Source organism: Desulfomicrobium apsheronum, from assembly GCF_900114115.1.
GTDB lineage: Bacteria > Desulfobacterota > Desulfovibrionia > Desulfovibrionales > Desulfomicrobiaceae > Desulfomicrobium > Desulfomicrobium apsheronum.
This window is the reverse complement of record NZ_FORX01000009.1, coordinates 70,842-85,008: the sequence shown is the minus strand read 5'-3', so window position 1 is coordinate 85,008 and position 14,167 is coordinate 70,842. Positions and strand designations below refer to the sequence as shown.

10 protein-coding genes are annotated in these 14,167 nt (G+C 61.1%); 1 reads left to right on the top strand and 9 read right to left on the bottom strand.

The annotated features are described in order from the left end of the window. Nucleotides 1–3: 3 nt before the first annotated feature. The 9 genes from BMZ40_RS10270 to BMZ40_RS10230 all read right to left on the bottom strand — a co-directional run bounded on the left by BMZ40_RS10270 (nucleotide 4) and on the right by BMZ40_RS10230 (nucleotide 12,935). Nucleotides 4–2,865 (bottom strand): SNF2-related protein, encoded by a 2,862-nt coding sequence (locus BMZ40_RS10270; RefSeq protein WP_092374982.1) that lies wholly within the window; start codon nucleotides 2,863–2,865, stop codon nucleotides 4–6. A gap of 193 nt (nucleotides 2,866–3,058) precedes the next feature. Continuing rightward, the gene (locus BMZ40_RS10265) at nucleotides 3,059–3,892 is read right to left on the bottom strand and encodes an NADH-quinone oxidoreductase subunit B family protein (protein WP_092374979.1); all 834 of its coding nucleotides are present in this window, start codon (nucleotides 3,890–3,892) and stop codon (nucleotides 3,059–3,061) included. A gap of 165 nt (nucleotides 3,893–4,057) precedes the next feature. Then, entirely contained in the window at nucleotides 4,058–5,464 is a 1,407-nt protein-coding gene (locus BMZ40_RS10260) for a hydrogenase large subunit (protein ID WP_245751083.1), read from the bottom strand. Between the two features lie 71 nt (nucleotides 5,465–5,535). Beyond that, nucleotides 5,536–6,972, bottom strand: coding sequence for a proton-conducting transporter transmembrane domain-containing protein (locus tag BMZ40_RS10255; protein ID WP_092374973.1), 1,437 nt, complete (start codon nucleotides 6,970–6,972; stop codon nucleotides 5,536–5,538). Next, on the bottom strand, nucleotides 6,969–7,613 hold the full coding sequence (locus BMZ40_RS10250) for a hydrogenase (protein ID WP_092374970.1): 645 nt from the start codon (nucleotides 7,611–7,613) through the stop codon (nucleotides 6,969–6,971). Before BMZ40_RS10250 ends, BMZ40_RS10255 begins: the two co-directional genes overlap by 4 nt. Continuing rightward, nucleotides 7,610–8,515, bottom strand: a complete 906-nt coding sequence (locus tag BMZ40_RS10245) for a respiratory chain complex I subunit 1 family protein (protein WP_092374968.1) — start codon at nucleotides 8,513–8,515, stop codon at nucleotides 7,610–7,612. The genes BMZ40_RS10250 and BMZ40_RS10245 overlap by 4 nt, the downstream gene beginning before the upstream one ends. Next, nucleotides 8,515–10,455 carry a proton-conducting transporter transmembrane domain-containing protein gene (locus BMZ40_RS10240; protein WP_092374965.1) on the bottom strand — a complete coding sequence of 647 codons (1,941 nt, stop codon included), beginning with the start codon at nucleotides 10,453–10,455 and terminating at the stop codon, nucleotides 8,515–8,517. Before BMZ40_RS10240 ends, BMZ40_RS10245 begins: the two co-directional genes overlap by 1 nt. Beyond that, nucleotides 10,452–11,153, bottom strand: coding sequence for a PTS sugar transporter subunit IIA (locus tag BMZ40_RS10235; protein ID WP_177193107.1), 702 nt, complete (start codon nucleotides 11,151–11,153; stop codon nucleotides 10,452–10,454). Before BMZ40_RS10235 ends, BMZ40_RS10240 begins: the two co-directional genes overlap by 4 nt. A gap of 48 nt (nucleotides 11,154–11,201) precedes the next feature. Continuing rightward, nucleotides 11,202–12,935 (bottom strand): proton-conducting transporter transmembrane domain-containing protein, encoded by a 1,734-nt coding sequence (locus BMZ40_RS10230; RefSeq protein ID WP_092374959.1) that lies wholly within the window; start codon nucleotides 12,933–12,935, stop codon nucleotides 11,202–11,204. Between the two features lie 773 nt (nucleotides 12,936–13,708). Here BMZ40_RS10230 and mraZ point away from each other — a divergent pair. Continuing rightward, the gene (gene mraZ, locus BMZ40_RS10225; RefSeq protein WP_092374956.1) at nucleotides 13,709–14,164 is read left to right on the top strand and encodes a division/cell wall cluster transcriptional repressor MraZ; all 456 of its coding nucleotides are present in this window, start codon (nucleotides 13,709–13,711) and stop codon (nucleotides 14,162–14,164) included. Nucleotides 14,165–14,167 lie beyond the last annotated feature (3 nt).

The following is a 14,167-nucleotide window of genomic DNA, read 5'->3' as shown; positions in this document are numbered from 1 at the left end:
CTCCTAGATGACTTCCCACTGTATGGTGAACAAAGGCGTAAGCGTGCTCTTTCGGCTGATGCGCTTTTCGAGGCGACGAATGAGCTGGTCGCGTTTGGCCTCGATTTCGTCTTCGATGTCGAAAATTCGGTTTCTTTGCTTGCGCTTGGTCTTTTCCAGTTCTGCGATGCGTTTCTGAATACCTTGCTGTTCTTCCAGATTGACGGCTAGACGCGCTTGCCTGCTCAGCGCCTTGATCTGGGCCTTGGTATCGGACAATTCCTTTTCCGACGCCAGGATCATGTCCTCGGCCCAGCGCTCCAGGCGTTCCCGTTCTTCTTGAAAATAAGCGTTGTTGCGCTCCAAGGAATGACTGACGGAGGCCTTGGCGTGGCGCGTAGCATTTCCTTCCAGAAGAGACGCTTTATCTTCGGGCAGGTGAAAGGTGGACTGGTCCGCCAGTGTCTCACAATGAAAGAGCTTTTCGCACGTTTCCTGGTCAAGCGAAGCGCCTGCCGTGTCAATGCCGGAGAAAAGGAGGTACTCTTCGCGCTGAAAAGACTCAATGGTCAACAATTGAAGCGTCAACCAGCCCCTCTTGCCCTTGAGCTGTTCGATGAGCGCGATTTTAACCGGGTGCCCACTGATATCGAACCGCAGCCGGGCCGGTGGTGTTGCGCATGCCCGGCCTTGATCCAGCACATGCTCGCCCAAGGGGTGGGATGGGCGGTACAGAAAATCGCCCGAAACGTTGGGTTTGTCCTTGGAAATGAGGTGGTAGGTTCCCGGCCTCACCTTCTGGATCGGCGAAGGCTGCAAGTAGAAACTCAATGCCTGTTCGTTAAACCGCGCGTGGTCCCGCAGGATGAAGCGAGTGAGAGTCCAGAACCTTTTCCCGAAACGATCCAGTTGCGACTGGGCGTCGTCAAGTTGAACTTTCAGCCGGGCGTGAACATCCTCGTCAAAATGGTCGAGAAGAAGCTTTCTCGTGGCGTCCATGCGCTCGTCAATCTGATCTTCCAGTTCCTTTTGCAGCGTCTCGAAGGCCACGGAGATTTCTTCCCGCGTTCGGCAGGTTTGATAAATGGCCAGAATGCGCTTTTCAAAATCTACTCCCGATTCGATGGAACCGAGCACGGCGTCAGAGGACCCGAACACGCCGGTGAACAACTTGAACTTGTGTTCCAACAATTCGTAGACGCGCTGATCCGCCGCGTTTCGTTCATTGAGAAAATTGATGACCACCACGTCATGGGCTTGTCCGTAGCGGTGGCAGCGTCCAATCCGTTGCTCGATGCGCTGAGGGTTCCAGGGGAGGTCGTAATTGATGACCAGGGAACAAAACTGAAGATTAACGCCTTCGGCGGCGGCTTCAGTGGCGATCATGATTTTTGCGTTGTCGCGGAAGTGTTCAACCAGAGCCGTGCGCACATCGATGGACCGGGAACCGCTGACGCGTCCGCTTTCCCGGTTCTTTTCCAGCCAGGATTCGTAAATGGTGCGGGTTTCCTGTCCACCATTGGAGCCGTTGAACGCAACCATTTGGTTAGCGTATCCGTTGGCTTCCAGGAATTGGTAGAGGTAGTCTTGGGTTCTCCGCGATTCGGTAAAAATGAGAGCCCGCTTAGAGGCTCCCATTTTTTCCATTTCGGAAAAGCCCGTCTCTATGGCTTTGAGCAGAGTCTTTGATTTGGCGTCCACATGGATGAGTTTCGCCCAACGAATGTACTCATCGAGTTCGACGATTTCCGCTTCGATCTTGGCGGGATCGATGGCCGGGGGCTCGGATTCCGGCTGGTCTTCTTCCAGCAAGTCGTCTTCCAGCAGTTCCTCTTCGATTTCTTCGGACTCTATAAGTTCCTGAGCGAGGCTTTTGTCGGAAGCCAGGCCGACCCGAAGGTCTTCAAGGCGTTTTCGCATGGTCTGGAGGGTCCCCACCAGAGCTTGGGAGGACGACGCCAAAAGTTTGCGTAAAATCAGGGTAATGAGTTGGCGCTGTTGGCTGGGAAAAGAATATGTCTCTTCTCGCTTCAAAAATTCGGAAACAGCGTCATAAAGGCGTTGTTCCGCGTCCGTGGATCTGAAAGAAAAAGCGATAGGCTTGCGCTCGGTATAGCGGATATATTCAAGGACCTCTTTGCGCAGAGTCCGTTTACAAATGGGCGCTAAACGCTGCCGGAGAGCCTGGGTGTCTCCGTTTGCATTCATGAATTGAGCCCTGAAGGACCCCACATCCCCGAACATGTATTCGTCTAAAAACGTGGATAGGCCATAGAGTTCAAGAAGCGAATTTTGTAAGGGAGTGGCGGTCATGAGAACTTTGAAGCAGCCGTCAAAGGCCCAACGCAAACCTTGGCCGATCTTGTTGCTGGCGCGGTAAGCGTTCCTGAGTTTGTGGGCTTCATCAACCACTACGAGATCCCAATTTTTGAGCCGGACTTCCTCGCGCATGCGGGCCGCGAAGTGAAATGAAACGATGATCACGTTGGGTTGCTCGAACGGTGAGGGATTGCCGTGCTGTTTTTCAAGACGATACTGACGAGCATCCAGGACCACGTTCGGAAGATTGAACTTTTCGCTCAGTTCCAAGCTCCACTGTTTCCGAAGCGAAGCCGGGCAGACGACAATGAGCGCCCGTTTTCGTTCCGCCCAGAACTGGCAGAGCAGCAGGCCCGCCTCAATGGTTTTACCGAGTCCCACTTCATCCGCCAGGATCACCCCCTTGGACAAAGGCGAGCGCAGGGTAAACAGAGCGGCATCCACTTGGTGCGGATTGAGATCGACGCAGGCGTCGAAAAGGGAGCGCGAGATCTTCTCGACTCCCTCCGTGGGTTTTTGAATGGTGAGGTCGTGAGCGAAGTATTTGGCGTTGTAGTTGGTTATCAAGGGGCGCTCCAGCTTTCTGTTGTCCCATCGGCGAAATGGGAAAGAGATGCATCGTGGCTAGAGACTAAAGCCTGACCCGAGTAAAAATGTCAAACAATGAGGAAAGCTACTCATGGATTTCGGAGAATCGAGCTTATTTTATGTAGGTATCTTTCCGTAGGCGGCTCGTATTTTCTTGAATTGGGAAAGTGTATCATGGGTTGTCGACCTTGAGTATCTTAAGAGGTTCGGCTTCATTATGTTTGTTATCCTCCAGCCGGTCCAGCAGGCGCAGGAATCCGTCCAGGATGGTCAGTGGGTGCGGCGGACAGCCGGGGATGTAGAGGTCGATGGGGATGATAGGGTCGGCCCCTCCGTTGTGCTGCGCTTGCCCGACAAAGGGGCCGCCGCTAATGGCGCAGGCGCCGAGCGCGATGGCGATGCGTGGTTCGGGCACGGCCTCCCAGGTCTTTTGCAGGGCCAGTTCCATGCCCTTGGTCACCGGACCTGTAATGAGCACGCCGTCGGCATGACGCGGAGAGGCCACGTATTGGATGCCGAAACGTCCCAGGTCCCAGCCGATGGTGCCGAGCACGTTGATGTCCGCCTCGCAGGCGCCGCATCCGCCCGCGCTGACCTGCCTCAGGCGCAGGGAGCGGCCCAGCAGGCTTTTCATTTTTCCGTCCAAGGCCGCCGCCAGCCGCAGTTCCTCCTTGCCGGGTTCGCCCAGGATCAGATCCTCGCGGTGGCGCACAGCCAGGCGATGGTCGTCCGTCCGGGTGATGGCCCCGCTGGGGCAGACCTCCACGCAGTCTCCGCAGAACAGGCAGCGGCCGAGGTCGAGGCGTGCAGCCTGGTCCGGCTCGCGGGTGATGGCCGAGACGGGGCAGGCCGCGATGCACTCCGCGCAGCCTGCCGGGCAGGCCGAGGCGTCAAGGCGCAGGGCTCCGCCGTGCCGGTCCGGAAGGGCCGGGGCCGGGCCCTTGGGATAGGGCATGGTCTGGCAGCCGCGCCGCATCCGGTTCATGATGGTATCGAAGATATACATGCGCGTTCCTCTTAACAGGCTGTCCTAAAACGGCGATCTGCTTTGTCACTGCAGAAAATCCAGACCCTCACGTATGGAAAAAATACGCTTCGGCCCTGAATTTTCTTTGTTCCTCGCATCTCACCATTTTTGAACAGCCTGGATAATTGTAATTTTTCCAATCGGTTAGAGGTCAAAGCCGCAGTAGGACAGGTTGAAGCTCTTGTTGCAGATGGGAAAGTCCGAGATCGCCGTGCCTCGCAGGGACAGGGCCAGGCCGGTCCAGTTGTGGAAGGACGGGTCCGTGATCTTGTAGCGGCGGAAGCGGCCGAAGTGGTCGGTCAGGGCCACGTGGCAGACCTCGCCGCGCCAGCCTTCGACCAGGGCTACGGCCATGGACTCCGGTTGCGGGGCGGGCAGGGCGGCCTTGATATCCCCGTCCACGGGCGCGGCCAGCTGTTCGAAGAGATATCGCCCGGAGCGCTGCACTTCCAGGGATCGTACCCGGGCGCGGGCGAAGATGTCTCCGCTGGGCCAGACCGCCACGGGGGAGTGGGAAAAGCGGTACCAGCCTGCCGGATGGTCGAAGCGCACGTCGCGGACCAGCCCGCAGGCCCGCGCCGCCGTGCCGACCAGGCCGATGTCTGCGGCCTGGGACGGATGCACGACGCCGACATTGCGAAACCGCACCCGCACCGAGGCCGCGTCCCAGAACCAGGTCATGGCTTGCTCGACATCGTCCATATGGACTTTGAGCCGTTGCACCAGGGTCTGCAGCCGGTCCTCCTCAAGGTCATGACGGCATCCGCCGGGCCGGATCAGTCCGCGTCCGAAACGGTTGCCGCACAAAAGCGCCGTCAGGTTCAAAAAGTCTCCCCGGATTTTTCCGCACGCCGCCGAGGTCGGCAGGAAAGCCACATCCAGAGCCAGGGCACCCATGTCGCCGGTATGGTTGGCCAGTCGCTCAAGCTCCAGCGCGATGGCCCGCAGCCACTGCGCACGCAGGGGGGCCTCCACGCCGCCGAGCGCTTCCAGGACCGATGCATGGGCCGTTGCGTGGGCGATGGTCGTGTCTCCGGCGACGGCTTCCATCTGGCTCATGGTCGCTCTGTGCGGGCCGTTTGCCAGGGCTTCCTCCACGCCTCGATGCTGGTATCCCAGCGCGATTTCGAGATGAAGGACCTCCTCGCCCGCGCACTGAAAGCGAAAATGCCCGGGTTCGATGACACCCGCATGTACCGGACCCACAGCCACCTCGTGCATCTCCCCGCCGTCCACCCGGTAGAAGGGGGCGTTGGCCGGGGCGTTGCCATAGGCGTGGCGCACGGGTTTGAGCCACGGGTGTCCAACGGGAACCAGTCCGTGCTGTTCCCAGACTTCGCGCTCGAAGAGGTGGGCCTGGGGGTGCTTTGGGGTGAGGGACGGATACGAGCCGCCTACGGGTTCGCTGCGGGCAACGGCCAGGGTGCTTTCGGCATCCAGCGCCAGCACGGCGACCAGGATCGTGCCGTCATGGTCCGGGACGCCGAACCATGAGCACAGGCGTGCTCCTGATTCAAGCATTTCGTCGGTCAGGCGGACGAGTTTGGTCACCGAGAAAACCGGAACCGAAGCCCACGAGATTCTGGACGCGTTGGCGAATTGGAAAAATGGGGTGAGTGTGTTCATGGCATTGGGAAGAGTTGAAGGACCGCGGCGGACCAGGCACCCTTCAGGATGTCCGGGGTGAAAAGACCAAGCCAGAGGGAAGCCGCCAGCAGGAAGAGCGGGGGCAGGATGAGCCCGGCCGATTCCTTGAGGTGCGCGGGATTGGGTTTTTTGAGTCTCGGGCGGCCGTCGACAACGGCGAAGACGATGCGCGAGATTCCAAAAAAAGCCAGCAGCAGACAGACCAGGAAGAGGCCGATGGCCCAGCCCTGACCCGCGTCAAGCCCGGTGCGAATGATGAGCAGTTCGCTGAAGAACGGGCCGAAGGGCGGGCAGGCGGTGATGGCGAACATGCCCACGACGAACAGAATGGAGGTGCGCGGCAGAACCTTGGACATGCCGCGTACGTCATCGATGGATGACGAGTCCGCGACCCGTTGCAGGTTGGCCGCGCTCAGAAAGAGGGCGCCCTTGGTCAGGCCGTTGCTCCAGACATGGAAGAGCGCCGCCCAGACCCCGGGTCCGCCCAGGGAGGTGGCGATGCACAGGATGCCCATGTGTTCGATGCTCGAATAGGCGAGCATGCGCTTGAAGTTGCGGGTGCGCAGCAGGAAGAGGGCCGCGACCAGCGTCGAAAACAGGCCGATGGCGAGCAGGGTGCGGCTGGCGACAGCGCCTTCTCCGGCGGCGTCGACCACGGACTTGATGCGCAGCAGGGCCATGAAGGCTACGGACGTGACCCCGCCCGCGAGCAGCGCGCCGACGATGCCCGGGCTCTCCCCGTAGGCGTCGGGCTTCCAGGTGTGCATGGGCGCCAGACCCATCTTGGTGCCGTAGCCGACCAGCAGCAGCACCCAGGCGGTCAGGACCCAGGCGCGGGAGAGGTTCGGGCCGTGCGCCAGCAGCGCCGTGAAGGTGATGTCCCCGCTCCCGCCTCCGTGCAGGGAGGCGTATCCGAGGCAGATGGAGCCCAGAAGCGACAGCGCGATGCCCGTGCCGCCGACGAGCAGGTATTTCCAGGTTGCCTCGAAGGATTTCGGGGTGCCGTTGAAGTGGATCAGCGGCACGCAGGCCAGGGTCACGGCCTCGGTCGCGATCCACAGGATGCCCAGGTGTCTGGCCTGATGGGCGGCGCTCAAAAGCCCGAGGACCAGCAGCAGCGCCGGGACAAAGACCCGATTGTCCTGCTCTTTGAGTCGCAGATAGCCCACCGTATAGCAGGCGCAGACCAGGAAAAGCAGGGACACGCCGGGCAGGATGGCCCGCGCCAGGGGGTCAAAGGCCAGCCAGGCCGCCGGTTCCACGGCCTCGGGCTTGGCCAGGAGCAGAAAACACAGGATCGTGTGGGCCAGTCCGACTGCGGGCAGGAAAAGGGGGCGGCTCTTCCTGCGTGGCCACAGCGCGGCCAGCACGGCTCCGATCAGGGGGATGATGATGAGCAGGTATGCGTTCATTCGTGCAGCGCCGTGAGTTTGCGGGTGTCGAGAGAATCGAAGGCCCTTTGGATGCGGTCAACGATGATGCCGATGACGAAGATGCCGACGGTGACGTCGAGCAGGATGCCGAATTCCACCAGGATCGGGGTGGAACTTATGAGCAGCAGCCCCGCGAGATAGATTCCGTTTTCAAGGATCAGGTAGCCGCAGACCTGGGAGATGGCCTTGGTGCGCCCGATGAGCAGGATGAACCCGGTCAGGATCAGGGCCATGGCCCCCGGGACATGCAGGTTTCCGGCGTGTTCGGGCAGGAGCGGCAGATAGCGGGTCAGGGCCACGGCGGCGATGGTCCCGGCCGCGCCGAGGAGCAGGGACGGGATGTAGCCGATGAAGGGTTCGAGCTCCCGGGCGATGTTGGCGGTGCGCATGGCGCGGATGAGCATGAAGGGGATGAGCACGCCCTTGCCGGCCACGGTGGCCAGGGTGATGAGGACCAGTCGCCAGTCCAGTCCGTGCGCTTCGAGCACCAGGGGCAAAAGCCCCAGAAGCACGCCCTGCATGGCCACCGCCCGGATCAGGACGGGCAGGCGACTGGTGCCCAGCGCCAGAAGGTTCAGGCCCATGGCCAGGCCGATCAAAAGGTTCAACGTGTCGTTCATAGGTCACCCATCCAGGTCAGAAGCAGGGGGAAAAGGCAGAACAGAAATCCGATGGTCAGGAGCAGCGGGACCCGGCGAAAGGCCAGGCGCGCGGTCAGAGATTCGACCAGTCCCACGGCCACGGTGATCAGCAGCACACTGGCCGTCAGAGCCGCGACGGAGACCATAAGCGGCAGTTCCGAGAGGGGCAGCACGGCCTGCGCCAGGAAGACGGCGAAGAGCAGCAGCTTGACCGAGGCTCCGTGCAGGATCATGGCCAGCGGCGGGCCGCTGTGGTCCAGGACCATGACTTCGTGGATCATGGTCAGTTCGAGGTGGGTGTTTGGGTCGTCAAAGGGAACCCGGCAGTTTTCGGCCAGCAGGATGATGAAAAGTCCCACGGCCAGGAGCGCCGCGCCCGGCCCGGAGAGCGGCTCGAACATGGACGAGAGGGCGATGCTGCCTGATTGCACGACCAGGGTCAGGATCGCGGTGATGATCCCTATCTCGGCCAGAACGGCGAAGCTGACCTCGCGGGCCGCGCCCATGCCCTCGAAGGCGGAGCCCGTCTCCATGGCACCCCAGGCCGTGCAAAAGCGGGCCAGGGCCAGCAGGTAGACCAGCAGCAGAACGTCCCCGTCAAAGGAGAACGCCGTGCCCGCACCGCCCAGGGGCAGCATCAGGGCCGCCGTGACCACGGCCGCCCAGGCCACGGCCGGGGCGATGATGAAACCGGGCGAAGCCAGGGTGCTCAAGACCACGCCTTTGCGCCACAGCCGCGCCAGATCGTAATACAATTGCAGCACGGGCGGACCCTGCCGTCCGGCCACCCAGGCCTTGACCTTGTTGATGACGCCCGGAAGCAGCGGCGCCAGAAGCAGCCAGGCCAGGAGGCGCAGGGGAACATCGATATACAGGGGCATCACATCCCTCCCAGAAGAACCATGAATCCCAGAGCCGTGACTCCGAGAAAAACGTACAGAATGTAAAGGTGCAGACGGCCATGCTGCATCTTCCTGGCTCCGTCGGCCACGAAGGACACGGCCGCCGCGCCGGGCATGACGGCTTTTTCGAGGACAGTTTCCGGCACCCGCTCAAGGACGAGGGCTTTGCCCGGAAAATGGCCGCGCACCCGCCGGATCATGATTTCGGGCCTGAGCAGCCAGGCGAACCAGCCTCTTGCGATTCCGGCAAAGGAGCCGCCGGTGTATTGCATGTGCGCAGTCGGGGCCGCATAGCCGCAGTCCCAGGTCGGTCCCGTCCTTGTCCCGGCGCTTTGAGCTTTGCGCATAATCAGAAAACCGCCCGCGAGCAGCGCGCAGATCAGGAGGGTGTGCGTGCCCCCGAGGGTCCGGGTCGCAAGAAGTGGGTCCGTCATGGCCCATTGCGGGGCCCAGACGGCGACGGTGCCCATGACCGGGCGGAAGAAAAGGCCGGGCAGCAGGCCGATGGCGATCATGATCATGGCCAGCAGGACCATGGGCGCGCGCATGAACCAGCCGCATTCGACGGCTTGCGCGGCGGGCTTGTTTCGCGGGGCTCCGAGAAAGACGATGCCGACCGCCTTGGCAAAGGCGGCCAGGGCGAGAGCTCCGGCCCCGGCAAGCACGATGACCGCGGGCAGGACTCCGGCGGCGGGCCCTTTCTGGGCCACGGCCCGCATGAGGCCCTGGTAGATCGCCCATTCACCGACAAATCCGTTCAGGGGCGGCAGCCCGGACACGGCCATGGCGCCCACGGCGAAAAGGGTCGCGGTCCAGGGCATGACTTTCCACAATCCGCCAAGACGGCTCATGTCGCGGGTGCCCGTGGCGTGCAGCACCGACCCGGCGCCGAAAAACAGCAGGGATTTGAAGAGGCCATGATTGATGACGTGCAGGAAGGTTCCGGCCAGGGCGGCCTTGCCCCAGATGGGCTGACCGTGCTGAACGGCCAGCACGGAGAGGCCGAGACCGATCAGGATGATGCCGACGTTCTCCACCGAGCAGTAGGCCAGCAGACGCTTGATGTCGTTCTGGGCCAGAGCGAAGGCAATGCCCAAAAGCGCGCTCAGGCAACCAATGCCGAGCAGAACCCAGCCGGAGCCGGCGGGCATGGGCAGCCATCCGCTGAAGCGCACTATGCCGTAGACGCCCATCTTGATGGCCACGGCGGACATGATGGCCGAGACGTGGCTCGGGGCGCCTGCGTGGGCTGATGGCAGCCAGATGTGCAGGGGGAACATGCCCGCCTTGACCCCAAAACCGAACAGGGCGAGCCAGAACAGCGGCGCGAGGCCGGTCTGAGCATGCACGGGGCCAAGCTCCCAGGTCCCGGTGCGCGCGGCCAGCGCCGAGAAGAAGGCGAAGAGGGCCATGGTTCCGGCGTGGGAAGCCGCCAGATAGAGCCACCCCGCCTTGCGTGCCTCCTTGCGGTCGTGATCCAGGGTGATCAGAAAATAGGCGCTGAGGGCAAATGCTTCCCAGGCAAAGAGAAAGTGCAGGCCGTTGGCGCAGGTCAGGACCAGTCCCATGCTAAGGATCAGGGCGCTCCACCAGCAGCGTCCTCCCGGCGCGGAGCGCGGGTGATGGTGTCCGGACCAGTATTCATGGGCGTACACCGCGCCCAGGCCGCCGACCAGGCTGACCAGGATCAGAAAAAGGGCGCTGATCCCGTCTAGACGCAGGAACGGGGTTTCCCCGCCCAGGGCGAAGCCGCCGCGCCAGATCCAGGTTTCTGCAGTGACCAGGGTGCGCAGGGCCGCATACAGCCCGCTCAGGGAGGCAACGGCGCTCAGCCCAAGCCAGATGCGCGCATGCGTGCGTCCCAGGATCATGGCCAGGAGCAGGGACAGGCCGAAAATGCCCAGCAGCGCGGCGGTCATCGGGTCTCTCCGGCGCTATGCGGGGCCTGTCTGTCAGCGCATTCGGCAAGGATTTGCAGGAGGGTCTCGTCGCTTGCGCCACTGTCCAGCGCCTCGCTCAGCATGCCGGAAGCGATGCCGCGCGCCAAAAGGCCCAGCATGTTCACATGCAGGCGGGGCGTCGGCGAGATGAAAAAGAGCAAGCGGGTGATCGGCTTGCCGTCGGGTGGCTGGACCGCTTCCCAGGGGGCGTTCAGCTGGATCAGCGCCACCAGGGCACAGGCTTCGCCCAAGGCGACCCGCATGGACGGATGGGGCAGGGCGAATCCCTCGCCCACAGGAGCCGCGGTTATGCCGCCGGGGGTCAGGAGGCGCTGCACAATCAGGTTCGATATTGCCGGGGACAGGCCCGGCAGGCTGCGCACGATACGTTCGAACAGTTGGCCGAGATCGGCCGTGTTCACGTCACGCCAGATTCCTCCCCGGCGCAGCAAGGTGCTCAGTTCCCGGGAAGTGGCCAGCGAGGGCGCGGGCTCCGAGAGAAACCCGCCCTGGATGCCGAGTCCGTGGCTCGCCGCCCAGTCCATGACCGCGTCGCGCTCAAAGAGGATGCGATCGCGGTCATGGACGTGAGGCATGCCGTCCTTGCGCACCCATTCCGTGATGACCTGCTCGGAAACACCGAATGATTCGGCTATTTGGATGAGATTTATGTACATGGGAGTTTTTGATGTTCGTTTGTTTGAGGACATGGCTGTTTACCCGGTTCAAAGGAGCACGGCGATGGATAACACGAGAATGGCCGCACACAGATACAGGAGATAGGATTGCACGCGTCCGTGCTGGAAAGTGCGCACGAAGTCCGCAAGGCGAAGAAAGTACGTGGCGACCGGCATCACCACCTGCTCCAGGATCGTCTCGGGAGTGCGGCTTTCCAGACTGGATCTGGCGGGAAAGATTTCGGCAGGCAGGCTGACTTTCACGGCGGGCCTTAAAATCCAGCCGAACCATGCGGTGATGATTCCGGCAAAGGATCCGGCAGTGTACTGCATGCGCGAACTCGGCGCACGGTAGCCGCAATCCCAGGTCAGCGCACGTTTTTGGCGGCCGCGAGACAGGACGACGGCGATTGCGGCCACGGCCAGGGCCGCCAGAGCCAGAAGCAGGTGGGCAGTTCCCAGGGGGACGAGATGATTGGAAAGGACCAGGTCCTGATCCGTGTGCCCCCAGATGCCCGCGACCCGCAGCAGTGTCGGCCAGAAAAACGCCGGGGCAAGGCCGATGATCAGGCAACATGCAGCCAGAAGCGCCATGGCCGCGCGCATGCCTGCGCCGCATTCGTGGGCTTTTGCCGCAGCTTCGGAGCGCGGCGCGCCAAGAAAGACCACGCCGCAGACTTTCACGAAGCAGGCCAGGGCCAGAGCGCCGGTCACGCCCAGCAGGATGGTCGCGGGCAGCGCGCCGAGGGCCGCCGCAGTCTTGAGACGGCTGGCGTCAAACAGCCCGCGGTAAACCAGCCATTCGCTGACGAATCCGTTCAGCGGCGGCAGTCCGCTGATGGCCATGGCCCCGAGGGTGAAGAGCGAGGCCGTCCAGGGCATGGCCTTCCAGAGTCCTCCGAGGCGGCTCATCTCCCGGGTCCCCGTTGCGTGCAACACAGAACCCGCGCCAAGAAAAAGCAGCGCCTTGAAAAGCCCGTGATTCCAGACATGGAGCAGCCCGCCGGTCAAGGCCAGCAGTCCCCACTCGGGGCGGCCATGGTCCAGCGCGATCATGGCGAAACCCAGTCCGAGGAGGATGATGCCGATGTTCTCCACGCTGTGATAGGCCAGCAGACGCTTCAGATCATGTTGGCCAAGGGCGAAGGCGACGCCAAGGACGGCGCTGGCGGAGCCCAATCCGGCCACGACCCAGCCTGCGCCTTCGGGCAAGGGAAGCCAGGAGCTGAACCGGACCAGCCCGTAGATTCCCATTTTGATGGCCACGCCGGACATGATGGACGAAACGTGGCTCGGCGCATTGGCGTGCGCCGAAGGCAGCCAGATGTGCAGCGGGAAGATGCCGGCCTTGATGCCAAAACCCGCAAGGGCGACCCAGAAGAGCGGGGCCAGGGCGGTTTGCGAAGTCATGGGGCCAAGTTCCCAGCTGCCTGTTTTTGCGGCCAGGGCCGCGAAAAATCCAAAAAGGGCCAGTGTCCCGGCGTGGGAGGCAATGAGATAAAGCCGGCCGGCGGCCCGGACCTGGATGTTTTTGCGGTCGAGAGTGACCAGAAAATAGGCGCTCAGCGCAAAGGCTTCCCAGGCGAAGAGAAAGTGCAGCCCGTTGGACTGGGTCAGCACCAGACCCATGGAGGCCAGCATGGCGCTCCACCACAGGCGGCTTTGTCCGGCCGAACGGGGGTGGGCCTCTTGTGCCCAGTACGTCTGGCTGTACAGGGCCCCCGCGGCACCAACGACGGTCAAAAGCAGTAAAAAAAAGGCGCTTATTTCATCCAGCCGCATGAAAACGTGCGTACCGCCAAGTGGCCAGGTGCTGTGCCACTCCCAGACTGGGCCGCCTGATAGCGCCCTGGTTGCAGCCCAAAATGCGCATGCCGATGCCGTCAGGGTGGAACTGATCCACCAACGGGGAGATACATGGCTCGTGATCAAGCCAATAATCGTTGCTCCCAATGCGCATGCTAGTAAAAAATCTTGTTCCATTTTTCTGGGAAAGTGAAAAAAATCACTTTTTCTTCTCTATTTTCATATTGTTTGAATGATACGTTGAGAAAGATCATGATTGTCAATTCATGTAGAAGTGACTGCACGGAGAATTGATTTTTCGTTTTTTGGATAGATAAAATTTTCAGAGTAATATTGAAAATTACAGTGAATTAATCTGGAAGCCTGTACGTTATCGTATCCACTCCCGGGGATATGCCTCTCAAAATAGAGAGTCAAGGAAATGAAGTCGCTAAAATGAGGTTTGTGCACGCGCGGGTGTTTTTGGTCGCAAAAGGCCTGTTTTCAGGGGCGGGTATCGCGAATGAGGGCAAAGACATGTTGTTTCAAGGAGTTGTCATTTGACTGTTGCGCGGTCGGGTTGAATCCCCCCTGGGGCGACGTTGTCCGGGGCGAAAGGATGGTTTTCGAAGTTACGGAAATGGCGTGTGCGCAAAGTTTTTTTTACGGGGTAAATCCGTAAAAAATGGAGGAATGGCTTGACTCCCCAAGAGATGCATGGGTAAGGGTGGTAAAAAGTGGTAAAAAGTGGAAAGGACTGAGGAGACAGCATGTTCAGAGGGCATTCACAACGTACGCAAGATCCCAAGGGACGGCTCATGCTGCCCCCTGAATTTCGCGACGAGGTGTTCGCCAATTCCCCGGACGGCAAGCTGGTGCTGACCAATTTCGACGATTGTGTGGCTGCCTACCCCCTGCCAGAATGGGAAATCATTGAACAGAGTTTTTCCAAGTTGAACATGGCCGATCGCAAGGTTCGGGATTTCCACCGCTTTTTCATTTCCGGCGCAGCCGAGGTGACCCTCGACAAGCAGGGACGGATTCTCGTTCCACCACATCTGCGCAATTACGCGGGCTTGCAGAAGGACATCGTTCTGGCCGGAGTGGGACGAAAGTTCGAAATTTGGGACCAGGAGCGTTTTGAGGCAGGACGCAACGCCCTGCAGGAGAATGTCGATCAGGTCATGGATGATCTGGCCGAAAAAGGATTTGAACTACGGTTCTGATCG